Source organism: Pandoraea anapnoica, from assembly GCF_902459765.1.
GTDB classification, from domain to species: domain Bacteria; phylum Pseudomonadota; class Gammaproteobacteria; order Burkholderiales; family Burkholderiaceae; genus Pandoraea; species Pandoraea anapnoica.
The window spans coordinates 236,450-258,026 of sequence record NZ_CABPSP010000003.1 but is presented as its reverse complement, the minus strand read 5'-3'; the positions used below and the strand labels follow the sequence as shown (position 1 = coordinate 258,026).

At 63.7% G+C, this 21,577-nt stretch carries 21 protein-coding genes; 9 read left to right on the top strand and 12 right to left on the bottom strand.

What is annotated here, in order from left to right; genetic code table 11:
* Window positions 1-127: 127 nt before the first annotated feature.
* The 3 genes from PAN31117_RS06805 to PAN31117_RS06795 form a co-directional block, all read right to left on the bottom strand.
* Window positions 128-1,075, bottom strand: a complete 948-nt coding sequence (locus PAN31117_RS06805) for an SRPBCC family protein (RefSeq protein WP_150737518.1) — start codon at window positions 1,073-1,075, stop codon at window positions 128-130.
* Window positions 1,059-1,415 carry an ArsR/SmtB family transcription factor gene (locus tag PAN31117_RS06800; RefSeq protein WP_039401336.1) on the bottom strand — a complete coding sequence of 119 codons (357 nt, stop codon included), beginning with the start codon at window positions 1,413-1,415 and terminating at the stop codon, window positions 1,059-1,061. The genes PAN31117_RS06805 and PAN31117_RS06800 overlap by 17 nt, the downstream gene beginning before the upstream one ends.
* Before the next feature lie 102 nt (window positions 1,416-1,517).
* Window positions 1,518-2,429, bottom strand: a complete 912-nt coding sequence (locus tag PAN31117_RS06795) for a bestrophin family protein (protein ID WP_150737517.1) — start codon at window positions 2,427-2,429, stop codon at window positions 1,518-1,520.
* A gap of 197 nt (window positions 2,430-2,626) precedes the next feature.
* Between PAN31117_RS06795 and PAN31117_RS06790 the strand changes: the two genes are divergently transcribed.
* Complete coding sequence (locus PAN31117_RS06790; RefSeq protein WP_246188943.1) at window positions 2,627-3,055, top strand: hypothetical protein; 429 nt, start codon at window positions 2,627-2,629, stop codon at window positions 3,053-3,055.
* A gap of 108 nt (window positions 3,056-3,163) precedes the next feature.
* On the opposite strand, the gene mmsB is transcribed toward PAN31117_RS06790, so the two are convergent.
* The 3 genes from mmsB to PAN31117_RS06775 form a co-directional block, all read right to left on the bottom strand.
* Window positions 3,164-4,093 (bottom strand): 3-hydroxyisobutyrate dehydrogenase, encoded by a 930-nt coding sequence (mmsB, locus tag PAN31117_RS06785; RefSeq protein WP_150737516.1) that lies wholly within the window; start codon window positions 4,091-4,093, stop codon window positions 3,164-3,166.
* Window positions 4,094-4,124: 31 nt separating this feature from the next.
* Entirely contained in the window at window positions 4,125-5,624 is a 1,500-nt protein-coding gene (locus PAN31117_RS06780; RefSeq protein WP_150664548.1) for a CoA-acylating methylmalonate-semialdehyde dehydrogenase, read from the bottom strand.
* 77 nt (window positions 5,625-5,701) lie between these two features.
* The gene (locus tag PAN31117_RS06775; protein ID WP_039393011.1) at window positions 5,702-6,940 is read right to left on the bottom strand and encodes an ABC transporter substrate-binding protein; all 1,239 of its coding nucleotides are present in this window, start codon (window positions 6,938-6,940) and stop codon (window positions 5,702-5,704) included.
* Window positions 6,941-7,136: 196 nt separating this feature from the next.
* On the opposite strand from PAN31117_RS06775, the gene PAN31117_RS06770 reads away from it, so the two are divergent.
* A complete protein-coding gene (locus PAN31117_RS06770; RefSeq protein WP_150737736.1) occupies window positions 7,137-8,081 on the top strand; it encodes a LysR family transcriptional regulator in 945 nt (314 codons plus the stop codon).
* A 10-nt stretch (window positions 8,082-8,091) separates the two neighbouring features.
* On the opposite strand, the gene PAN31117_RS06765 is transcribed toward PAN31117_RS06770, so the two are convergent.
* Window positions 8,092-9,069 (bottom strand): LysR family transcriptional regulator, encoded by a 978-nt coding sequence (locus PAN31117_RS06765; RefSeq protein WP_150737515.1) that lies wholly within the window; start codon window positions 9,067-9,069, stop codon window positions 8,092-8,094.
* 98 nt (window positions 9,070-9,167) lie between these two features.
* Here PAN31117_RS06765 and PAN31117_RS06760 point away from each other — a divergent pair, with 98 nt between their 5' ends.
* Window positions 9,168-10,406 (top strand): MFS transporter, encoded by a 1,239-nt coding sequence (locus PAN31117_RS06760; RefSeq protein ID WP_150737514.1) that lies wholly within the window; start codon window positions 9,168-9,170, stop codon window positions 10,404-10,406.
* 82 nt (window positions 10,407-10,488) lie between these two features.
* On the opposite strand, the gene PAN31117_RS06755 is transcribed toward PAN31117_RS06760, so the two are convergent.
* Window positions 10,489-11,349 carry an arylamine N-acetyltransferase family protein gene (locus PAN31117_RS06755; RefSeq protein WP_150737513.1) on the bottom strand — a complete coding sequence of 287 codons (861 nt, stop codon included), beginning with the start codon at window positions 11,347-11,349 and terminating at the stop codon, window positions 10,489-10,491.
* 15 nt (window positions 11,350-11,364) lie between these two features.
* The gene (locus PAN31117_RS06750) at window positions 11,365-11,901 is read right to left on the bottom strand and encodes a glyoxalase superfamily protein (protein WP_150737512.1); all 537 of its coding nucleotides are present in this window, start codon (window positions 11,899-11,901) and stop codon (window positions 11,365-11,367) included.
* Between the two features lie 329 nt (window positions 11,902-12,230).
* Between PAN31117_RS06750 and zapE the strand changes: the two genes are divergently transcribed.
* Window positions 12,231-13,277, top strand: a complete 1,047-nt coding sequence (zapE, locus tag PAN31117_RS06745; RefSeq protein ID WP_150737511.1) for a cell division protein ZapE — start codon at window positions 12,231-12,233, stop codon at window positions 13,275-13,277.
* Between the two features lie 3 nt (window positions 13,278-13,280).
* Here zapE and PAN31117_RS06740 read toward each other — a convergent pair whose 3' ends face one another.
* Window positions 13,281-14,174 carry a LysR family transcriptional regulator gene (locus tag PAN31117_RS06740; protein WP_217429634.1) on the bottom strand — a complete coding sequence of 298 codons (894 nt, stop codon included), beginning with the start codon at window positions 14,172-14,174 and terminating at the stop codon, window positions 13,281-13,283.
* 121 nt (window positions 14,175-14,295) lie between these two features.
* On the opposite strand from PAN31117_RS06740, the gene PAN31117_RS06735 reads away from it, so the two are divergent.
* Complete coding sequence (locus PAN31117_RS06735; protein ID WP_150737509.1) at window positions 14,296-15,099, top strand: NAD(P)H-dependent oxidoreductase; 804 nt, start codon at window positions 14,296-14,298, stop codon at window positions 15,097-15,099.
* Window positions 15,100-15,178: 79 nt separating this feature from the next.
* Complete coding sequence (locus PAN31117_RS06730) at window positions 15,179-15,805, top strand: LysE family translocator (protein ID WP_150737508.1); 627 nt, start codon at window positions 15,179-15,181, stop codon at window positions 15,803-15,805.
* Window positions 15,806-15,884: 79 nt separating this feature from the next.
* On the opposite strand, the gene aceE is transcribed toward PAN31117_RS06730, so the two are convergent.
* Window positions 15,885-18,569: a pyruvate dehydrogenase (acetyl-transferring), homodimeric type gene (gene aceE / locus PAN31117_RS06725; RefSeq protein WP_150737507.1), complete on the bottom strand. Its 2,685-nt coding sequence runs from the start codon at window positions 18,567-18,569 to the stop codon at window positions 15,885-15,887.
* 171 nt (window positions 18,570-18,740) lie between these two features.
* Here aceE and PAN31117_RS06720 point away from each other — a divergent pair, with 171 nt between their 5' ends.
* Window positions 18,741-19,202, top strand: a complete 462-nt coding sequence (locus PAN31117_RS06720) for a MarR family winged helix-turn-helix transcriptional regulator (protein WP_150664558.1) — start codon at window positions 18,741-18,743, stop codon at window positions 19,200-19,202.
* Between the two features lie 14 nt (window positions 19,203-19,216).
* On the opposite strand, the gene PAN31117_RS06715 is transcribed toward PAN31117_RS06720, so the two are convergent.
* Window positions 19,217-20,410: a transketolase-like TK C-terminal-containing protein gene (locus tag PAN31117_RS06715; RefSeq protein ID WP_150737506.1), complete on the bottom strand. Its 1,194-nt coding sequence runs from the start codon at window positions 20,408-20,410 to the stop codon at window positions 19,217-19,219.
* Between the two features lie 135 nt (window positions 20,411-20,545).
* On the opposite strand from PAN31117_RS06715, the gene PAN31117_RS06710 reads away from it, so the two are divergent.
* Together PAN31117_RS06710 and PAN31117_RS06705 are read left to right on the top strand one after the other, a co-directional pair.
* Window positions 20,546-21,214, top strand: coding sequence for a glutathione S-transferase family protein (locus tag PAN31117_RS06710; RefSeq protein WP_150737505.1), 669 nt, complete (start codon window positions 20,546-20,548; stop codon window positions 21,212-21,214).
* 4 nt (window positions 21,215-21,218) lie between these two features.
* Window positions 21,219-21,554: a DMT family transporter gene (locus PAN31117_RS06705; protein ID WP_370855732.1), complete on the top strand. Its 336-nt coding sequence runs from the start codon at window positions 21,219-21,221 to the stop codon at window positions 21,552-21,554.
* Window positions 21,555-21,577 lie beyond the last annotated feature (23 nt).

The window sequence follows — 21,577 nt, the reverse complement described above, 5'->3', positions numbered from 1 at the left end:
CTATTGCGTCTTTTGATGACAATCAATGCACCGCGTTGGTGCGAACAGAGAATAGAAACGCCGCTGCGCCCGGTAAGACCCGGCGAGCAGCGGCGTCGCAAGCGGTGAGAAAGGTCGAGGCGAAAGTTTAGTCGGTGAGCGATGCGCCGAGGGCGTCGAGCAGCGAATTGGTGCCGCGCTCACGGGACCCGGCGTCGTCGTAACCGTCCAGAAATGCGCCTTGCTCGGTCATGACGAGATGGGTACCGTCATCGCGCGCCTTGATGTCGATGGTCGCAAGCGACACCGAAATCTTGCGCGTATCCAGATGCATTTCGTACACGTAGACCAGACGCGTGTCGGGGACCACATCGTAGTAGAGCGCATCGAAAGTCGACACCATGCCGCTCGTCCACCGAGCCTTCGCCGTTTCACGGCCGCCCGGACGAACATCCATCGATCGCTCGATCAGCGTCAGGCCGTCGCTTCGCGCAAACCATCGATCCTTTGCCTCGCGCTCCGCCAGTGCGCGGAACACACGGGCGGGCGATGCAGGGTACTGGCGTTCGAGACGAAACGTCGAATGCACGACACTGCGTTGCGTCGGTGCTTCGGCTTCACGCATGACTTCGCGTCCCAGTTTGTCGAGCGTTTGCGTCCATCCCTGCCCTGCGCCTTCCGGCATCCACGCAAAGGCCGGATCGAGCACCGTATAGCGTTGCTCGACGTCGAGCTGCGTGCCTTGCGCCACATCCGTAAAGCGCGCCGTGGTGAGGGCGCTGAACAAAGCGTGCCCCTTCTCGTCGGTCACTTTCATGTCGATGACCAGACGCTTCGGCGCATCGACTTCGACGAAACGCCCGCGTATCCAGTGCGATTCGCCTTCGGGCGACTGCATGCGCAGGTCGAAAGCGCCGCCCTCGCGAGCGTCGATCTGCGCTTCAGGCACCGTGTAACCGGTCGGGCAGAACCAGCGCTTGACGGCGTCGGTCGAGGTCCATGCACGAAACACCACGTCGCGCGCTACGGCGTACGTCCGGCCAACGGTGAGCGGACGCGTTTGCGTGTTTGCTTTTGCTTCACTTGCTGTCGTCATGAAGGTCTCCTTCGGGTGGCAGGCTGGCCAGATACTCGCCCAATCGGTCAAGATGGCCCTCCCACTCGTGACGGCGCTGGTTGATCCATCGTTCTGCAAGGCTCAGCGCCTGAGGTTCGATCCGGCACGTGCGCACACGTCCCGCCTTTTCCGTTCGCACCAGCCCCGCACTCTCCAGCACGGACAGGTGCTGCATGACCGCCTGCAACGACATCGACAAGGGCTGCGCAAGCGCGCTCACCGACGCCGGCCCTTGCGCCAGCCGCACGAGCATCGCTCGGCGAGAGGCATCGGCCAGTGCCTGAAAAGTCAGATCGAGGGTGTTGTCATGGTCAAGCATGTACTTGAGTATAGTCGCACAAGAAACTAAAGCAAAGACTTTAGTATTAAATTTTTTGGAAGAGGTGTCGGCGGCCTCCCGGCCGCCGAGGACTCAGACGGCTCAGGTGATGATGTGGTGCTCGCGCGCCCGCACTTGCGCCGTGTGCTGGCGATGCAGGATTTCCCGCAGCGATTGCTCGATGGTCTCGGACATGGCGTCGAGCGCCAGATCGTTCGCTTCCAGACCGAACGGCTCTTCGATCTCGGCGCTCACCGCTTCGAGCGCGAAGAACGTGTACGAGATGAAGGCGACGATCACGGGCGTCATCGGCCCGATGGAGTCGACCAGCCCGAACGGCAGCAGCAGGCTATAGAGATACGTCACGCGGTGCAGGATCACGCCGTACGTGAAGGGAATCGGCGTGGTGGCAATGCGTTCGCAGCCGCCAATGGCTTCGCCGAGGCGGTCCAGATGCATCTCCATGACCTGTGCCAGCGGCGCTTCGATCTGCCCGCGCATGCGGCGCTCGCGCAGCCACTCGCCCGCCATCAGCAGGATGGCGATCGGCTTGAACTGCTTGCGTTTTAAGCACGCCACATCTTCCTTATCGAGCAGACGCTCGAAGTCGGCGCGCGGATCCGTGCCGCGCAGTTGGTGGCGCATACCATGCACGAAAGCGATGAGATAGGCGACGAAGCGCGGCGAATCGGAGGTGTCCGAGACGAGCGTCATCGACTGGCGGGACAGCGCCCGCGTCTCGTTGAGCACACTGCCCCAGAGCACACGGGCTTCCCAATAGCGGGCGTAGCTGGTGGTGTTGCGGAAACCGAGAAAGATCGCGAGCGTAATGCCGATCAGCGAGAACGGAATGAACGTAAGCGGGATCTTCCATTCGAAGATGCGCCCGTGCGCGAGCGTGACGACAATCGAAATGATCGTGGTGAAAATGAGCTGCGGGGCGATCTTGGGCAAGATCGAGCCACGCACGACGAATAGCATGCGCAGCCAATGCAGATTGGGACGGACGATCATGATGACGAAGTGGCGCTCGCAAGCGCTGAGAAACGACTGGTTGGCGACTGTGGGGGTAGCCGTTGGGGCCGGATGATACGCCGATATTCGCGGCATTGAAATGGTTGCAACCGATTGCAACATTGCTGTTCGGTCCGTCCCCGCTTCGTGAGAATGCTCATACGCCGTCTTGGCGTACCTCTGGGCCAATAACGATCATGAACGTCCCACACACTACTTCTCGCAAACCACTCGCCGGTCGCCTCGGCAAATCCCACGGACTGGCCACGATCGCGCTGCTCGCAGGACTGGCGGGCGTGGTCGGCAGCCTGTCGGGCTGCGTGGTCGAGCCGCCGCGCCCGGCTCCGGCCGCCCGTGTCGTCGTCGAGCAAGACCCGCACACCGTGGCCGTGCAGCGCCGTGAGCAGATCGACCGTCGCATCGGCAACGAGTCGCGCGACATCGACAATCACGTGAATCAGGGCTATTACCCGCCGCCGCGTGGGTACGACCTGCATCGGCGTCTGGACGCCATTGCGCAGGAAACCCGCGACATGGCCGCACAGCATGGTGGCGGATTGTCGGCGGACGAACAACGTGCGCTCAATCAGGAGCTTGACCAGTTGCATCGCATGATCGCCGGTTAATCGGAAGAACGCTCCCGTCAGATCCGCAACGACAAACCAAAACGCCCGTCAGGCACGATGCCGACGGGCGTTTTTGCTCTCGCGCATCTCGCTCGATGCGCGAACACGCTACTTCACATCCAGCGCCTGCGCCAGCGTGACCGGGTCCTGGAAGATGCTCGAAAAATCGAGCCCGCCATGACCGTTTGCGCGATGCACCTCGAAGATACGGCGCGCGAGATCGCCCAGCGGCGTCGCCACGTCGCTCGACTCGGCCGCACCGTGCGCGAGACGCAAGTCCTTCGCCATCAGGTCGGTCGCGAAACCGCCGGTGTAGCCGCGCGAGGACGCCGCATTCTCCATCACGCCCGGGCAGGGGTTATAAACCTCCAGTGTCCAGTTGCGTCCGGAGCTTTGCTGCATCACGGCCGAGAGCACCTTCGGGTCAAGGCCGTTCGCAATGCCCAGCCGCAGCGCCTCGCTCGTGCCCGCCATCAGAATGCCCAGCAACATGTTGTTGCACAGCTTGAGCGTCTGTCCCGCGCCGAGCGGGCCGCCGTGGTGAATCGCGCGGCCCATGTTGCCCAGCAACGGCCGCACACGCTCGACGAGCGCTGCATCGCCACCGACCATGAACGTCAGCGTGCCCGCCGCCGCACCTGCCGTGCCGCCCGAGACCGGCGCGTCGAGCAGCAACGTGCCGGGCCGTGCAAGCTTCGCCAGTTGACGGGGAATCTCCGGCGGCACCGTGCTGCTGTCGATCAGTACGGCGTCCGGTGCCGCGTTCGCCAGCACGCCTTCGGGACCGTCGTACGCCGCAAGCACATGCTCACCGGCAGGCAGCATCGTGATGACGACCTGCGCGTCGCGCACCGCGTCGGCAATCGATTTCGCCGCGCTGCCGCCCGCGGCCGCGAGACGCTCCACCGCCGCACCGGACAGGTCGAAGCCGCGCACCGCGTGTCCGGCATTCACGAGATTCGCCGCCATCGGACCACCCATGTTGCCCAGCCCGATGAACGCGACACGTAGCGTCCCTTGTTGAGTTTCCGTAGCCATCGTCTGTCTCCGAAATCCGTGGAAGGGCGCGTTACTTCAGCGTGATCGTGGTGTTCACCCCCGACGGGCCGGTGCCGCGCGCCTGCCAGCGTGCGGTGACGGTCTTCGTCTGAGTCCAGAACAGAATGGCCTGCTTGCCGTTCGGCCCGAGATCGCCCAGCTTCGATGCACGCGAACCCGTGAAGCTGAACCACGCCACCGGCACCGGAATCGGCAGGTTGATGCCGACCTGACCGACATCGATCTCATTCTGGAACTGACGCGCCGCACCGCCGTCCTGCGTGAACAGCGCCACGCCGTTACCGTTCGGATTCGCGTTGACGAAGGCAATGGCTTCATCGAGCGTCTCGGCTCCGGCCATGCACAGCACCGGCCCGAATATTTCCTCGCGGTAGATCGACATTTCGGCCGTCACACCATCGAAGATGGTCGGACCGACGAAGTTGCCGTCCGGTGCTTCCTTGACCGAGTGACCGCGCCCGTCGAGCAGCAGCTTTGCGCCCTCTTCCGCCCCTGCACCAATCAGTTTCTCCACGCGCGCGCGCGCCTGCTTCGAGACGAGCGGTCCAACGTCCGCCTTGCGATCCGTGCCCGGCCCGACCTTGAGCGCACGCGCGCGCTCGACCAGTTCCGGCACCCATTCGCGCGCTTCGCCCACCAGCACCGCGACCGACGTCGCCATGCAGCGCTGCCCCGCCGCCCCGAAGGCCGCGCCAAGCAAATGGTTGATGGCTTGCTCGCGATCCGCGTCCGGCAGGATCACGCAGTGATTCTTCGCGCCCATCATCGCCTGGCAGCGCTTGCCGGCTTCCGACGCGCGACGATAGATGTGCGTGCCGACATGCGTCGAGCCGATGAACGACACTGCCTTGATATCGGGGTGATCGCAGATCGCGTTCGCGATGTCCGGGCCACCATGCACGACGTTAAGCACACCCGGCGGCAGCCCGGCTTCGAGCGCGAGTTCGGCGAGACGCAGCGACGCGCTCGGGTCTTGTTCCGAAGGCTTCAGCACAAACGTATTCCCGGTGGCGACGGCCAGCGGGAACATGAAGCATGGCAGCATCACCGGGAAGTTGAACGCGGTAATGCCCGCGCACACGCCCAGCGGTTCGATGAGCGTGTAGACGTCGACGCCACCGGCCGCGTTCTGTGCATACTCGCCGAGTTGCAGCGACGCAATCGAGCAGGCGTGCTCCACGACTTCGAGACCGCGTCCGACTTCGCCTTCGGCGTCGGGCAGCGTCTTGCCGTGTTCGCGCGTAATCAGTTCGGCGAGTTCACCCGTGTGATCGCGCAGCAATTGCTGAAAGCGCAGCATCACACGCATGCGATTGGCCTGCGACGTGTTGCGCCAGCCCTTGTAGGCCGCTTTGGCGGAGGCCACGGCCGCATCGAGTTCTTCGGTCGTGGCGAACGGCACGCGCGCGACGACTTCCTGCGTGGCCGGGTTCACGACGTCGCGCCACTGCGACGTCTTCGATTCAACGCGCTTGCCATCGATGAGCAGCGGAATGGTGGGTAGGGACATGACACGCTCTCCAGATCGAAACGAATGCAGGGATTCGGGTAAGGGTTGAGGACCGTCGGGTGACGGCCCGATCTCGGTTACTTGGCTGCCGTGTTCGTCTTCACGAGCGAACAGGTCGACTTCGACAGCGGCTGAAAGGCTTCCGTCGCGGGGACGGTGGCCACTTTAGTGTAGTAATCCCACGGTCCTTTGGACTCGGCGGGCGACTTCACGCGGAACAGATACATGTCGTGAATCACGCGTCCGTCCGGACGAATCGACGCGTTATGCATGATCGGATCGCGAATCGGCAATTCACGCATCTTTTGCGCAACCACCTTCGCGTCCACACTCTTTGCCGCCGCGACCGAGCGCAGGTAATGCAGCACGCTCGAATACACACCGGCCTGCACCATCGTCGGCTTCAGATTCTTGTACTTCTTCTGGAAGCGGTCGGACCACGTGCGCGAGGCGTCGTCGAAGTCCCAATAGAAGCCGTCGGTAAACAGCAGCCCTTGTGCCGTATTCAGGCCCAGGGCGTGAACGTCCGACAGAAACACCAGCAGTGCGGCGAGCTTCTGACCGCGCTGCACGATGCCGAATTCGCGCGCCTGCTTGAGCACGTTGACGGTGTCCTGCCCGCCGTTGGCGAGCGCCACGACCTGCGCCTTCGAGCTTTGCGCCTGTAACAGGAACGATGCGTAATCGGACGCATTGAGCGGGTGTCGCGATTGGCCCACGACCGTGCCGCCGAGCGTCTTCACGATATCGGCGGCGTCTTTCTCCAGCGAGTGCCCGAAGGCGTAGTCGACGGTGATGAAGTACCACGACTTACCGCCGTCGCCGACCACGGCGCGGGCGGTGGCGGCCGACTGCGAGTAGGTGTCGAACATCCAGTGGAAGCCCGTGGGCGAGCAGTCTTCGTTGGTCAGGCGCGTGGTGGCGGGCCCGGAGAACAGCACGACACGCTGCTTGTCCATCGCGAGCTTCTGCACGGCGAGCGCTGCCGCCGAGTTCGTCAGATCGGCAATCGCGTCGACGTTGTCGCGATCGAACCATTCGCGCGCCTTGTTGGCGGCGACGTCGGCCTTATTCTGGTTGTCGGCCGACACCAGTTCGACCTTCATCCCTTTGCATTCGGCGGCCAGACAGTCGTCGATGGCCATTTGTGCGGCCACGACCGACCCCGCCCCGCCCATCGCGGAATACGTGCCCGACATATCGGTGAGCACGCCCACCTTGACGGGCCGGTCCGGCAACTGCGCAAACGTTCCGGCTGATGACAATCCCAAGCCCGCACCGAGTCCCAGCGCGAGCAGCCACGGCTTGATCTTCATCGCTTTTGTCTCCTTCAGGTCTTTTATGCTTTAGTCGCCAACGTCTATGCGTGGCGCTCATAAATTGTATTTGTGCGAATTTGCTTTACATAGCGAAAATCTGCATCTACTTTGTGCAGAAATGCACATAGCGACTTCACACAGGAGCGGGGGTATGGCGCACAGCAGCGCGACGAGAACGGCACGGTCAACCGGCATGGCCGGGGCGTCGGGTGCAGAACCGCGTCCCGACTGGGACGACCTTCGGTACTTTCTGGAAGTGGCGCGCACACAGCGGGTGAGCGCGGCGGCGCAGCGGCTGGGCGTGGACCACACGACCGTGTCGCGACGGGTGCGGGCGCTGGAGCAGGCGCTAGGCACGCTGCTGTTCGACAAGTCGCGCAACGCGGGCTTCGCGCTCACGCCAGAGGGGCAGCAACTGCTGGTACATGCCGAGCAAATGGAGACGGCGCTGCAATCGGCCTGCGAACAGGTCGCGGGGCTTGGGCAAACGCTCTCGGGTCACGTGCGCATCGGGTCGACGGAAGCGTTCGGCACGTACTTCGTCACCCCCGTTCTCTCACGCTTTCAGCGCGAATACCCCGCCATCGATTTCGACGTGTTGCCAGTGCCGCGCTTCGTCAGCCTCTCCAAGCGCGAAGCCGATCTGGCGATCACCATAGAGCGCCCGCAACGCGGACCGTATGTGTGCAGCAAGCTGTGCGACTACCGCTTGCAGTTGTACGCCACGCCTGGCTATCTCGCGCAATACGGCGACGTATCGACGTTCGCCGATCTCACCGGGCGTCGCTTCATCAGCTATGTGGACGAACTCTCGTTCAGCAACGAGTTGCGCTACCTGGAAGACATCGTGCCCGGGTGCAATGTCGTGCTGCGCAGCACCAGCGTCATCGCGCAATATCAGGCGGCGTTGCAGGGCGAAGCGCTGGCCGTTCTGCCGTGCTTCATGGCGGCGCTGGACCCGCGACTGGTGCCGCTACTGGTCGACGACGTGGTCGTCACTCGCAGCTTCTGGATCTACTGCCACGAAGAATTGCGCACGCTCAAACGCATTACGGTGCTGTGGGATTACCTGCGCGACGCCGCTCAGCGCAACGACGCCCTGTTGCAAGGCAAGGCCGGACAACTGCTGCTGACCTGACGCCGCGCGCTTAGCGAATCTTGCGCTGCTCTTCCTCGATCACGGTCGGAATCGCGATGCGCATCGCTTCGACGAAACGGCGCAGGCGCGCGGGGTAATACTTCGCGTACGGGTACAAGAGATACATCGGCAGCGGCGTCGAGCGCCATTTCGGCACGAGCTGAATCAGGCGTCCCTGCGCGATGTCTTCGGCCATCACCCAGGCCGACGCCACGCCCACCCCCAGACAGCGCAATGCGGCACTGCGCAACGCGAACAGATTGTCCGTACTCATGCGCGGGTCGAATGTGATGCGCTCGCTCTCGTGCGTCTCGCGATGCGTCAGCGTGATGTCGGTCCGGTAGAACGTCGTGAGCGCGAGCCACGGAAACGCCGTCAGTTCCGCGGGATGTTCGGGCATCGGACGTCCCCTAAGCAATTCGGGCGACGCCACGACGATGCGCGGCACATCGGTGAGCAGAATGGCGACGTTCGACGGGTCCTGCAATTCGCCCACATGAATCGCACAATCGATGCCTTCCGCAATGAAGTCCGGCTCGCGGTCTTGCAAGAACCAGTGCACCTTCATCCCGGTGTAGCGATCGAGAAAGTCGGCCAGCGGCCCGATCATCATGTCCTGCCCGAACGCGTGCGGCACAAGCACGCGCAGCGTCCCCTCCGGCTCAGCCCCCGTGCCGCGCAGATCGGCCTCGAACGCCTCCCAACTGGTCACAAGTTCCTTGGCACGCGCGAAACAGCGCTCGCCGTCTTCGGTGAGCTTCATGCGATGGGTCGAGCGCTGGAGCAGTCGCAGGCCCAGCGAGCGTTCCAGCATTTGTAGCCGTCGGCTGACGGTCGGCTGCGTGGTGCCAAGCTGTGCCGCCGCCGCCGACAGACTGCCGGATTCAACAATGCGCACGAACGTCTGCATCAGTTCGACGCGGTCGGCACCGCCGGGTCGGAGGGCCGAAGGCGATGCGGAGGACGAGGGATCGAGAGGCTCTGTCATACGTCACACGTATAAAGGTTGTACGGATTATAGGTCTACCGCTGCACCGCACCAAGCGAGACACTACGCCCCGTACCTTCCTACTGGAGCCTCAAGCAATGAGTTCCGCGCAAATTTCGAACGCCCCCGACGCAAGCCGTGCCACGCCCCGGCCGCAGCCGGAGCTGTCCGCACGACTGATTCTGTTGCTGGCAACGGGCACGGGCCTGACCGTCGCCTCGCTGTACTACGCACAACCGATGCTCGGCATCATGACCGACGATATCCACGCGGCCAACACGACCGTGGGGTGGGTGCCGACGCTCACCCAACTCGGTTACGCCCTTGGGATTCTGCTGCTCGTGCCGATGGGCGACATCATCGACCGCCGTCGCATCGTGCTCGTCAAAGGCGCGATTCTGACGCTCGCGTTGCTGCTGGCGGCCTTCGCCCCGGGCATCGGCACCTTGCTCGTCGCGAGTCTCGCCATCGGTCTGACGGCGACGATGGCGCAGGACATCGTGCCTGCGGCCGCCACCCTTGCCCCCGAATCGATCCGGGGACGCGTCGTCGGCACCGTCATGACCGGCCTGCTGCTCGGGATTTTGCTCTCCCGCGTGGTGTCGGGTTTCGTCGCACAGAATTTCGGGTGGCGGGCGATGTATGTGGTCGCGGCCATCAGCGTGGCGGGTTTCGGCGTCGTGGCGTGGCGCAGCCTGCCGTCGTTTCATCCGACGACGCAGATGTCCTATCGTCAGTTGATCGGCTCGGTCGCGAGTCTTTGGCGTCGTCACCCGGCGCTGCGCCGGGCAGCCTTTGCACAGGGCTTGCTCTCGGTCGGCTTCAGCGCGTTCTGGTCGACGCTGGCCGTGATGCTGCACGAAGCACCGTTCCATCTGGGTGCGGCAGCGGCCGGTGCATTCGGTCTGGCCGGTGCAGCCGGTGCGCTCGGCGCGCCGATTGCCGGTCGTATCGCGGACAAGAAGGGGCCGCAGATCGTGACACGTCTGGGCGCGGGCCTTGTGGCCGTCTCGTTCGCCGCGATGCTGTTCGCCCCGCTGCTGAGCCCGCATGCCCAGTTGTGGCTGATCGGTCTGGGCGCCATCGGCTTCGACCTCGGCGTGCAGGTCGCCCTGATCTCGCATCAGACCATCGTGTATGGGATCGAGCCTGCTGCCCGCAGCCGTCTGAACGCTGTGCTGTTCGTCTGTGTGTTCATCGGCATGTCGCTCGGTTCGGTGCTCGGCTCGCAGGCGCTGGCGCACTGGGGCTGGACGGGTGTCGCATCGCTGGCCATGCTGTCCGCACTCGGTGCGCTGGCCGTGCGGATGTGGCCGGGCACGGTGTCGGCACACTGATGCACACTCATTGAAGGACGTATGAAAGAAGGGCCTTGCGACGGTCGGTCTGCAAGGCCCTTCTGCTTTGTGCTTGCGCTGTTCAGCGCACGACCGGTTTGGCGGCGCCCGCGAGCGCTCGCGCGAACAACTCGTCGGTGTCGACGTCGGCCAGATTGAGGCCGAAGCGTCCGGCCAGCGCGTCGACCAGTTGTGACGCCGAATCGATTTTCGTCTCGGCGATCACGTCGCCCTTCGGACCGCGCTCGACAAGTTTGGTATCGAGCAACGCCAGACGCCCCTGCGGCAACACGCGGCACGCCATGAGGTGATTGGTGAAGATCGAGTCCGGCGCGCTCGACGTGTACCAGCTCCCGAGCTTGTAATCGATCCACTCGGCGGGGCGCGGCGTGAAGCGATACGTCGGCAGCCATGTCTGCGCCGATTTCACGCTCAGACGATATTCGCCGACGGTATGACCATCGCCCATCGGCACCGGCGTCAGACTGAAGATTTCGAGCGGGGTGGCCTGCTCGCCCGACGCATTCAGACGCAACGGCGCTGTCAGCGTGACCGAGCCGAAGCCCACATCCGCCAGCCACGATTCGCCGTCGAGTTCGATGCGCAGCAGCATGTGCGTGAGCGGCGCTTCCGCTTCGAAGGTGCGGCCCCAGCAGACACGTCCGATCAGCGGCGTGACGTCGAACCCGAGGTACTTGAGCGCACTCGCAAACAGCGCGTTCTGTTCGAAACAGTAACCGCCGCGTTCGCCGTCGACCAGCTTGGCGACGACCGACGACAGATCCACGTTCACCGCTTTGCCGCGCATCGGATCGATATTCTCGAAGGGAATCGCGAGCGGATGCAGCGAATGCACCGCGCGCAGCACATCGAGCGTGGCTTCGCGGGGGCCGGTATAACCGATGCGCCGGAAATAGCGCGCGGGATCGAAATCTTGGGACATACCGGCTTTCCTCTGTCAGTCGTTCGATTCGCAGAAGCGAATGCGGTTGTTGAACGGGTCCGTCACCGTCATCTGTTTGCCCCAGTCGAGTTCCTCGATGCCAGGGTTCATATTGGGATAACGCTTGCCCGACAGATCGCGCTGATAGGCTTCGACACCCCGCATGAAGACGAACGTCGTCGCCCCCGGGCTGGCATCGCCGAAGTGGCCGGACAGGTGCAGCGTCATGCCCGCACGCGAGACCTGGCAGTAGAGCGGCATACCGTCGGCAAAGCGATGTTCCCAATCGAGCTTGAAACCGAGGAAGTCGACGTAGAATTCGCGCGCTTTCGCTTCGTCGAAGATCCGGTGAATCGGGGCGACGGTGTCGAACACGATGCCGTCGCTGAGCGCTGCGGCGCTCACTTTTGCGGCGAGCACGTTCCAGTCCGCGAAGCCGAACTGTGCGGCAACGGATTCCAGTGCCTGTGCGTGGGAGATGTCGATGCCCTCGCGCGCGAGACGTTCGCGCAGGGACTTGGCCATGATTTTGGCGTCGAGATAGGTTCGCATGTTGGCCATCCTTGATAGCGTTCAATGGCGATGCATTCGATCAGTGCTCGCGTTGCTGATGCGCATCGCCCGGAGAACGGGACGGACATGCGATGCCTGCGATGCTTTCACCAATCCCGGATCGGGTGCGAGCGGCAGGCAGCATCGGCCGTGCGGCAATTCTAGCAGCAATCGCAGGCCGCCGAAGACCGCCGCCGCGATGCCGAAATGCGATGGCGGCGCACGGAATTCCGTATTGGCCCGCCATGCGGCGCGCCGGTATAGTGACGCTCGTCGGCCGACAGCATGATCCCCATGCATCGGCCTCAGCCTTCCGGAGTCCCGCGTCCATGATCGACGCCGCGCGTATCACGCGAGCGCTGGCCGAGCGCCACATTACCCCCGACCGTCGTCAACGCGACGCCATCGCCGTGCTTGCGAGCCTCTCGCCACCGGGCGCACCCCGAGGGGCTGCAACGCATGACGGCGTCTATTGCTACGGCCTGCCCGGACGCGGCAAGAGCCTTGTCGTGGATGCCGCCTTCGCCGTCGCCGATGGCGAGAAGCGCCGGGTGCACTTTCACGAGTTCCTGCGCGATATCCACCGTCAGCTCGTGCGTGAGCCGAAGTGCGACGACCGGCTCGCGGCCGTGGCCAATCGCTGGCTGGATGGCGTCGAACTGCTGTGCTTCGACGAATTCCATGTCCACGACATTGCCGACGCCTTCCTCATCGGACGCTTTCTCGACATTGCGCTTGCACGCGGCGTGCGGCTGGTGCTGACGTCGAACTATGCCCCCGCCCAGTTGTTGCCCGATCCCGAGTTTCACGAGCGTTTCGAGCCGACCATCGCCGTGATTCTTCAGCGCTTCGCCATCGTGCATTTCGACGGCGCGACCGATTACCGGATGGGAGGCGACGCGGCGTCGATGCCGCGCTGGCTTGCCCCGCTGAACGCTGCGCGTGAGGTCCTGTCTGCGTGTTACGAAGCGCTGGAGGGCGGCCCGGCAAGCGCCCCGTCAAATGTCACGGTGGCCGGACGCGCCCTGGCGGTGCGCAGCGCGGGCGAGCGCGTGGTGTGGGCCGACTTCGAGGCGCTGTGCGTGGCCCACCGCTCGCATCTGGACTACCTCGGTCTTGCCGAACAGTGGCGAGCGCTGATCGTCGACGAACTGCACGTCGAGCAGTTGCGCCGCCCAGACACGCTGCAACGCTTTCTCTGGCTCGTCGACATTTGCTACGACCGTCAGCGAACCCTGCTGATTGCGTCCGACGCGCCACTCATCCCCGCTCTTGATGCGCTAAGCGACTGGCGCGATCTGTCACGCACGATCAGTCGTCTGGCGGAGATGGGGTCGCGGGACTATGAACGACGCACGCTGACGCCCGATCGCTGAACATCACACCACACTGGCGATGGTTTCCCGCAGCCAGCGATGTGCCGGGTCGCGGTGCACGCGCTCATGCCAGTACATCGAGATTTCGAAGCCGGGCAGATCGATGGGCGGGGCCATGAGTTGCAGCGCGGGATCGTCGCGCACGAGGCGCTCCGGGGCCATCGCGACGAGATCGGTGCTCGCGAGTGCCGCGCGCAGGAACAGGAAGTGCGGCACGGAGAAGACAACACGTCGTGACAGGCCCATTGCGGCGAGCGCGTCGTCTGTGCTGGCATGAAAGCCGCCACCGTCCTGCGAAACGATGCTGTGATCGAGTTCGCAGAACTGCTTGAGTGTCGGGCGACGCTTGAGCTTCGGATGCCCCCGCCGTCCCACCAGCACATAACGCTCGGTGAAGAGCGCCTTGCGACGCAAGCCGTCCGGCGCATTCTCCGTCGTATGAAAAGCAACATCGATGTTGCCCTGCTCCGCCTGACGCGACAGCCGTGAAGGGACCAGATCGTAGACCGCCAGCCGCGTCTTCGGCGCTTCCTCCCGCAGCCGTTGCATGAGCGGCAGGACAATCGTCGATTCGGTGTAGTCGGTTGCCGTAATGCGCCACGTCAGATCGGCATTCGCCGGTTCGAACGGTGCCGCCGGGGCTACGGCGCGCGTGAGCGATTCGAGCGCTTCGCGCAAGGGTTCGCGCAGCGACTCTGCCCGCGCGGTCGGCCGCATGCCGCGCGGCCCCGGCAGCAGCAGCGGGTCTTCCAGCACATCGCGTAGCTTCGCGAGATGCACGCTCACCGCTGGCTGGGAGATGTGCAACCGTTCGGCCGCGCGTGTAACGTTCAGCTCGGCCAACAGTACGTCGAGCGTGACAAGCAGATTCAGGTCGAGCCGTCGCAAATTAACCATCGTTATACCTGCCATATCAGGAATTCATTTCCAATATACCGCGTGCGTCTCTAAGCTGCATTCATCCCCATCCGAATGAATCGATGGCATCGAATACGCTGCAAGGCTACGGAGTCTGAAAATGAATGTCCTGATCGTCTACGCCCATCCCCAACCGCGCTCGCTCAACGGCGCGCTGCGCGACTTCGCCGTGCAGCATCTGGAGGCGGCCGGTCATCACGTGCAGGTCTCGGATTTGTACGCGATGCAATGGAAGACCACTATCGACGAGCACGACGCGCCGCAACGCAATCCGGCTGAACCGTTTCACGCGTCGCTCGACTCGAAGCAGGCGTTCCTCGACGGCACGCAGCGCGACGACATCGCCCGCGAACAGGAGAAGCTTCGCTGGGCCGATACGGTGATCTTTCAGTTCCCGCTGTGGTGGTTCTCCATGCCCGCGATCATGAAGGGCTGGTTCGACCGCGTGTATGCGTATGGCTTTGCCTATGGCGTGGGCGAGCATTCGAACGCGCACTGGGGTGACCGCTACGGCGAAGGCTCGCTGTCGGGCAAACGCGCGATGCTCGTGGTGACAACCGGCGGCTGGGACTCGCATTACAGCGCGCGCGGCATCAACGGGCCCATCGACGACATCTTGTTCCCGATTCAGCACGGCATGCTGTTCTACCCCGGCTTCGACGTACTGCCGCCGTTCGTGACGTACCGCTCGTCGCGGGTCGATGCCGAAGCGTTCGCCAAGATTACGCGCGATTTGGGCAAGCGTCTGGACACGCTCGCGACGACAGCGCCGATCCCGTATCGTCACCAGAACCACGGCGACTACGAGATTCCTGCGCTGACGCTCAAGGACGAGATCGCCACCGGCCTGACGGGATATGCCGCACACGTCGCACACGTTGCACACGTTGCACACGTCGCATGAGGGCGGCGTCATAACCCGCTTGCCGCCCGATGCGCGATCTGCAAGACTGGCATCTCCGTTCCGTTACCGGTGCCGCCTCATGCATCTCTCCACGCTTGCGATATATGCCACAGCCGCGCTGATCGGCGGCCTGATCCCCGGCCCGACGACACTGCTCGCCCTTGCCAACGGCATCTCGGGCAACTGGCGTGTGGTACTCGTGGGGATGTGCGGTGCGGCGCTGTCCGACCTGCTGGTCGTGGCCGCCGTGGGTGCCGGGCTCGGTGCGGTGCTCATGGCGTCGGCGACGCTCTTCGCCACCGTCAAGTGGGTCGGCGTGGCGTATCTCGTGTGGCTCGCGATTCAACTCTGGCGCAGCCATCCGCAAGATTTGAGTCAGGTGCGAATCAAGTCCGATCTGAGTGCGGGGCGCGTCTTCCTGCGCAGCTTCGGCGTCGGGCTGACCAATCCCAAGATTCCGCTGTTCTTCTCGGCGTTTCTGCCGCAATTCGTGGACACGTCGATGCCGCTCGCGCCGCAGTATGCCGTGCTGGCGGTCGTCTCCGCCGGGGTCGATATTCTGGTGATGACGCTTTACGCGACTGGTGGCGTGCAAGCCGCGCGTCTGATGACGGCACGCGGCCTCAAGCGTCTGAACCGCGTTTGCGCCATTGTCATGTTCTCGCTCGCGGGCGGTCTGGCGTTGTATCGCAAAACCGGCAACTGATGGCCAAAACGTTCAGGTGAAGCGCGACACGCCCCCGCACCGCGCTTCACCTTCCCGCTTCCGGCCCTCCACTTCCCCATCAAACCGTTGCCGGATCCAGCTTCTCCGGATCGATACCGTACTTGCGAATCGCCTCGGCGACGCGCTCACGCGGCACACGCCCCTCGTCGGCCAGCGCACCGAGCGCCGCCAGCACGATGAAGTGACGGTCCACCTCGAAGTACGTGCGCAGCGACTCGCGCGTATCTGAGCAGCCAAAGCCATCCGTGCCGAGCGTGACGAAACGACGGTCACGCACGAACGGACGAATCTGGTCGCCGACGATCTTCATGTAATCCGTCGCGACCACCACCGGCCCCTTGCGATCCGCGAGACATTGCTGGACGTACGGCACACGCGGCGTCTGATCCGGATGCAGCAAATTCCAGCGCTCGACGGCCAGCCCTTCACGACGCACTTCCGTCAGGCTCGTCGCACTCCAGATATCGCTCTGCACGCCGAAGTCGTCGCGCAGCAATTCGCTCGCCGCCATGACCTCACGCAAAATCGCGCCGCTGCCCATGAGTTGTACGCGCGGCGCATCGGCCTTCGCCTCGTCCGCATCGCCTTTACGTAGCAAGTACAGCCCCTTGAGAATGCCCGCCTCCGCGCCTTCGGGCATGGCCGGGTGCGCGTAGTTCTCGTTGAGCAGCGTGACGTAGTAGTAGACGTCCTGATCGTCGACGTACATCCGCTTCATGCCGTCTTGCAGAATCACGGCGAGTTCGTACTGGAACGTGGGGTCGTACGCCACACAGTTCGGGATGACGGACGCGAGCACGTGGCTGTGACCGTCGTCGTGTTGCAAGCCTTCGCCCATGAGCGTGGTGCGACCGGACGTCGCCCCAAGCATGAAGCCGCGCGTGCGGGCGTCGCCCGCAGCCCATGCGAGGTCACCCACGCGTTGCAGGCCGAACATCGAATAGAAGATATAGAACGGGATCGTGGCGTAGTCGTGCGTGCTGTACGACGTGCCCGCCGCGATCCACGACGCCATTGCACCCGACTCGTTGATGCCCTCCTGCAGAATCTGACCGTCGAGCGCCTCCTTGTAGTAGCTGAGTTGTCCGGCGTCCTGCGGCGTGTAGCGCTGCCCCTGGAACGAGTGAATACCGATCTGGCGGAACAGCGGCTCCATGCCGAACGTGCGCGATTCGTCGGGCACGATGGGAATCACGCGCTTGCCGATTTCCTTGTCCTTGAGCAACGCCGTGAGAATGCGCACGAACGCCATCGTCGTCGACATCTCGCGCTCGCCCGAATCCTTGAGCTGTGCGGCGAAGGTGCTTAGCGGCGGGATGGCGAGCGGCGCGCGCAAGCCGAAGCGCGCAGGCTGATGACCGCCCATCGCGGCACGACGCGCCGCGAAGTAGCGTCCCTCGGGACTGTCGGGCTCGGGACGCAGGTACGGCATCTCGGCCAGTTGCTCGTCGCTCACCGGAAGATCGAAGCGGTCGCGGAATGCGCGCACCGCGTCGGCACTCATCTTCTTCAACTGGTGATTGACGTTCTGCCCCTCGCCCGCTTCGCCCATACCGAAGCCCTTCACGGTCTTGGCGAGGATGACGGTCGGACGCCCCTCCGTCTTCATCGCCTGCGCGTAGGCGGCGTGTACCTTCAATGCGTCGTGACCGCCGCGCGCGAGTTGCCAGATCTCGTCGTCGCTCAGATGCGCGACCATCGCCAGCAGCTCCGGCGACGTGCCGAAGAAGTGCTCGCGTACATAAGCACCATTTTGCGATTTGAATGTCTGATAATCGCCATCGACACACGCCATCATCCGCTCGCGCAGCAGGCCATGAACATCGTTTTCCAGCAGCGCGTCCCAGCCGCTGCCCCACACCACTTTGATAACGTTCCACCCCGCCGCCCGGAACGTGCCTTCCAGTTCCTGAATGACCTTGCCGTTGCCGCGCACAGGGCCATCGAGCCGTTGCAGATTGCAGTTCACGACGAAGACGAGATTATCGAGACGCTCACGTCCGCCCAGCGAGATCGCGGCGAGCGATTCCGGCTGATCCATTTCGCCGTCACCGAGGAACGCCCAGACCTTGCGGCCCTGATGCTGCTTCAGCCCACGGTATTCGAGATAGCGCATGAAGCGCGCCTGATACGCGGCGGTGATCGGGCCGAGGCCCATCGACACCGTCGGGAACTGCCAGAAGTCTGGCATCAGACGCGGATGCGGGTACGACGAGATGCCGCTGCGCCCCGCTTCACGCCGGTAGTTATCAAGCTGCGCCTGCGTGATGCGGCCTTCGACGTAAGCACGCGCGTAGATGCCCGGCGCGGAATGCCCCTGCACGTAGATCATGTCACCGTCGAACGTGTCCGTGCGACCACGGAAGAAGTGATCGAAACCGACGTCGTACAGGACCGCCGCCGACTGGTACGTCGCGATGTGGCCACCTACGTTCGAGTGCTTGCCCGCGCGCAGCACCATCACCATCGCATTCCAGCGGATGAAGGCGTTCAGACGGCGCTCGATGGCGAGATCGCCCGGATACGCAGGCTGGCGCGACGTGGGGATCGTGTTGACATAGTCGGTCGTCACCCGGGTATGAAAGTCGCCATGCTGCGCGAAGTCCCAGGCGGCAAGACGGTCGATCAGAAAGTGGGCGCGCGAGCGGCCTTCAACGGTGGTGACGCCTTCGAGCGCGTCGAGCCATTCGCGCGTTTCCTGGATATCGGTGTCGGCACCCGCCGCCACTGGCAATTGAGTCATGACATGTCTCCTTGAGATCACGAACCACAGTAGAGATCGCGACGGGGGTTCGCGATAGCGATTACGACAGCAGTAAGCGCAGAATGAATTGCATTTGCAATCGTTATGCCGGTCATTCTAGCCATGTACAATTGCATCTGCAACTCACATGTGACATCGACAAGGACATTCATGAGCACGCCTGACCCCGATCTTTGGTTCTCCTTCGTGCGCGCGCACCGCACGATGATTCGCGAGATCGAGCGCCGTCTGGCGCAGGCCGACCTGCCCGCCTACGCCTGGTACGACACGCTGTGGGGGTTGGAAAGCGGCCCGCAAGGCACACGGCGCATGCATGAACTGGCCGACGTGCTCGCCATCGAGCGCTACAACCTCACGCGCCTGATCGATCGCCTGGAGCAAGAGGGGCTCGTGACCCGCATGCGCGATCCGGACGACGGACGCGCGGCCTACGCGACCATCACCGACAAGGGACGTACCCTTCGCAAGAAGATGTGGAAGGTCTACCAGTCCACCGTGGCGGAGTTGTTCCTCAGCCAGTTTCGCGAGAAGGACGTCGCGCCGATGGCCGAGGCGCTGGATCGTGCGAGTACGGCAGCGAAGGCGTTTCTGTCTGAGACCAAGGCGCGATAAGGCCAATCGCGCCTTCAGACCACGCCGTAGCGACGCGTGGCGTCTGCGATCCGGGTGCGCGGCAATGTGCCCTCGTCCACCAGAAGACGCAGCGCGTTGAGTACGATCCATCGCACCCCGGGTGTGTCGCCGGTGCAGAGCCGTTCACCGCTTTCGTCCGCCGCTGTCCGGGTGTCAGCGTCGTCGCTGCCCAGCGCCGCAAAACGTGCGGGCACGAACGCACCGATCTGATTGGCGATATGGCGGGCGTAGCCGGTGACGGCAAGCACCGGTGCGTTGCCGTCGCCAAGGCATTGCACGAGATGCGGCACATTGGCAGCGGCAGTCGGACGCTGCAAGGCCACACGCTCAGCCTCGCCCGCCTCGCGCGCCAGACGCGTGTAGCTCGGGCAACTCCACACTTCGCACGCCACGCCCCAATCGAGTTGCAGCCAGCGCGCGGCTTCCAGCACGTTCGCCAACGCCCTGCCCGCCCCGCACAGTCGAACGACGTACGGCGGATTCGTGTCGGGTAACGGGCGCAGACGGTACATCCCCCTGAAAGCGTTGCGTGCATCGCTGCGAGTGAGTGCGCGTGATTGCGCGAGGGGCAGTTCATGCGCGCTCAGATAGCAAAATCCGGATTCACCGCGAACGTACAAAGCGTCGAGTGCCGCGCACAGCAACGCCTTCAACTCTTGTGCCGACGCCGGGTCGTACGGCAGCCATTGCGCCTGTGCCGCGAGCCACATCGGCAATTCCGGCCGAACGCGCTTGAACCTGTCCGGCGACCAGATGGTGGCGTCGTTGAGGAAAATGCCACGCCGTCCTGCTCCGGCGTCCTGAGCATCCTTCAATCCCGCCGCTTCGATACCGGCGCTCAGCACACCGCGCAACGTTGGTGAATGCAGCAGGTACAGCAGCGGACGTTCGCGCGCCGGGGCCGAGCGGAACCAAGTGACGATGGCGCTAGCGAGCGGCACGGGCTTGCTGTTTCGCTTTCGCTTCGACGCCGGATCACGCGGCGGGGGTGATGCGTGCTCTGCATCCGAGTCGACGATCCAAACTTTGTCCGACGTCTCGCCTTCCGACAGCGCATTCGTTAGCGCAGCGAGTGCACCCGACGGCGACACCGGCGTCTGCCCCGCACCGCGCACCGCGCGCAGCTTGCCGATGCAGGCGAGCGCCGCCTGCCGCGTGACCTCGTCCGGCGCGCTTCTTCCTTCCATCGCGGCACGACCCCGGCTCACCCATTCCCTCATGACATTCCTCACATCTTGTGATTCGTCGTGGAAACACATACGATTGCAATTGCAATCATTGTATTTGCAATCGAAAACCAAGGCAACATCCCGAGGAATGCCATGAACGCCAAGAATTCCATCCACCCGCCGCTCACCTTCTATACGGCCGACACGCCCAACGGGCTGAAGGTCAGTCTGTATCTGCACGAAGCCGGTCTTGAGCATCGACAGGTGAACGTCGATCTCTCTGCGGGCGAGCAGAAGCAACCCGCGTTTTTGTCGATGAATCCGAACGGCAAGATTCCGGTGGTCGTCGACCACGAGCGCGATCTGACGGTGTTCGAGTCGGGTGCCATCCTGACCTATCTCGCGACGAAGACCGGTGTGTTGCAACCGATGACACAGGCGAAGGCGATTGCCGTCAATCAATGGCTGCACTTTCAGATCGGCGGCATCGGCCCGATGCTGGGTCAGCTCTGGTGGTTCCTGCACGGCTCGAAGACACGCAACACTGAGGCCATCGAGCGCTATCGCAAGGAGTCTCTGCGGCTGATCGGGGTGGTGGACATGAAGCTGGCCAGATCGGCCTATCTCGCGACGGACGAGTATTCGATTGCCGACATTGCCGCCTTTGCGTGGCTACGCACCCACTACGAACTGGATCTCGACCTGACACCGTTCCCCGATGTGCGTCAATGGCTGACGGACATCGAAGCGCGTCCGGCCGTGCAAAAGGCAATTGCGGCCAATCGCGGTGCGTCCGAGGCAACCGAGGCGCAGGAGGCCTGACACGATGAACGCGATGGCCTGGATCTATCTGCTGCTCGCGGCGGCACTGGAAATCGCGATGGGGCTCGCGCTCAAGCTCAACGAGGGCTGGACGCGCGTGCTACCGAGTGCGGTCGCCATTGCCGCCGCGCTCGCGAGCATCTACCTGCTGGCGCTGGCGTTGCGCGCGCTGCCCGTCGGTATGGCCTATGCCATGTGGACCGGCATCGGGACGGTTGGACTGGTGATCGTCGGCGTCTTCTGGTTCGGAGAGTCACTGACGTGGAGCCGCGTCGGCTTTCTGACGCTGGCAATCGTGGGCATCGCGGGACTGCGGTTTTCGGGAGGTGACGCGGCCTGATGTGGGCCTGATGCGCCGATGTG

Excerpts from the sequence above, each read along its gene's own strand:
- PAN31117_RS06805 (WP_150737518.1), bottom strand. The coding sequence starts at position 1,075 with ATGACGACAGCAAGTGAAGCAAAAGCAAACACGCAAACGCGTCCGCTC.
- PAN31117_RS06800 (WP_039401336.1), bottom strand. The coding sequence starts at position 1,415 with ATGCTTGACCATGACAACACCCTCGATCTGACTTTTCAGGCACTGGCC.
- PAN31117_RS06795 (WP_150737517.1), bottom strand. The coding sequence starts at position 2,429 with ATGATCGTCCGTCCCAATCTGCATTGGCTGCGCATGCTATTCGTCGTG.
- PAN31117_RS06790 (WP_246188943.1), top strand. The coding sequence starts at position 2,627 with ATGAACGTCCCACACACTACTTCTCGCAAACCACTCGCCGGTCGCCTC.
- mmsB (WP_150737516.1), bottom strand. The coding sequence starts at position 4,093 with ATGGCTACGGAAACTCAACAAGGGACGCTACGTGTCGCGTTCATCGGG.
- PAN31117_RS06780 (WP_150664548.1), bottom strand. The coding sequence starts at position 5,624 with ATGTCCCTACCCACCATTCCGCTGCTCATCGATGGCAAGCGCGTTGAA.
- PAN31117_RS06775 (WP_039393011.1), bottom strand. The coding sequence starts at position 6,940 with ATGAAGATCAAGCCGTGGCTGCTCGCGCTGGGACTCGGTGCGGGCTTG.
- PAN31117_RS06770 (WP_150737736.1), top strand. The coding sequence starts at position 7,137 with ATGGCCGGGGCGTCGGGTGCAGAACCGCGTCCCGACTGGGACGACCTT.
- PAN31117_RS06765 (WP_150737515.1), bottom strand. The coding sequence starts at position 9,069 with ATGACAGAGCCTCTCGATCCCTCGTCCTCCGCATCGCCTTCGGCCCTC.
- PAN31117_RS06760 (WP_150737514.1), top strand. The coding sequence starts at position 9,168 with ATGAGTTCCGCGCAAATTTCGAACGCCCCCGACGCAAGCCGTGCCACG.
- PAN31117_RS06755 (WP_150737513.1), bottom strand. The coding sequence starts at position 11,349 with ATGTCCCAAGATTTCGATCCCGCGCGCTATTTCCGGCGCATCGGTTAT.
- PAN31117_RS06750 (WP_150737512.1), bottom strand. The coding sequence starts at position 11,901 with ATGCGAACCTATCTCGACGCCAAAATCATGGCCAAGTCCCTGCGCGAA.
- zapE (WP_150737511.1), top strand. The coding sequence starts at position 12,231 with ATGATCGACGCCGCGCGTATCACGCGAGCGCTGGCCGAGCGCCACATT.
- PAN31117_RS06740 (WP_217429634.1), bottom strand. The coding sequence starts at position 14,174 with ATGGTTAATTTGCGACGGCTCGACCTGAATCTGCTTGTCACGCTCGAC.
- PAN31117_RS06735 (WP_150737509.1), top strand. The coding sequence starts at position 14,296 with ATGAATGTCCTGATCGTCTACGCCCATCCCCAACCGCGCTCGCTCAAC.
- PAN31117_RS06730 (WP_150737508.1), top strand. The coding sequence starts at position 15,179 with ATGCATCTCTCCACGCTTGCGATATATGCCACAGCCGCGCTGATCGGC.
- aceE (WP_150737507.1), bottom strand. The coding sequence starts at position 18,569 with ATGACTCAATTGCCAGTGGCGGCGGGTGCCGACACCGATATCCAGGAA.
- PAN31117_RS06720 (WP_150664558.1), top strand. The coding sequence starts at position 18,741 with ATGAGCACGCCTGACCCCGATCTTTGGTTCTCCTTCGTGCGCGCGCAC.
- PAN31117_RS06715 (WP_150737506.1), bottom strand. The coding sequence starts at position 20,410 with ATGGAAGGAAGAAGCGCGCCGGACGAGGTCACGCGGCAGGCGGCGCTC.
- PAN31117_RS06710 (WP_150737505.1), top strand. The coding sequence starts at position 20,546 with ATGAACGCCAAGAATTCCATCCACCCGCCGCTCACCTTCTATACGGCC.
- PAN31117_RS06705 (WP_370855732.1), top strand. The coding sequence starts at position 21,219 with ATGAACGCGATGGCCTGGATCTATCTGCTGCTCGCGGCGGCACTGGAA.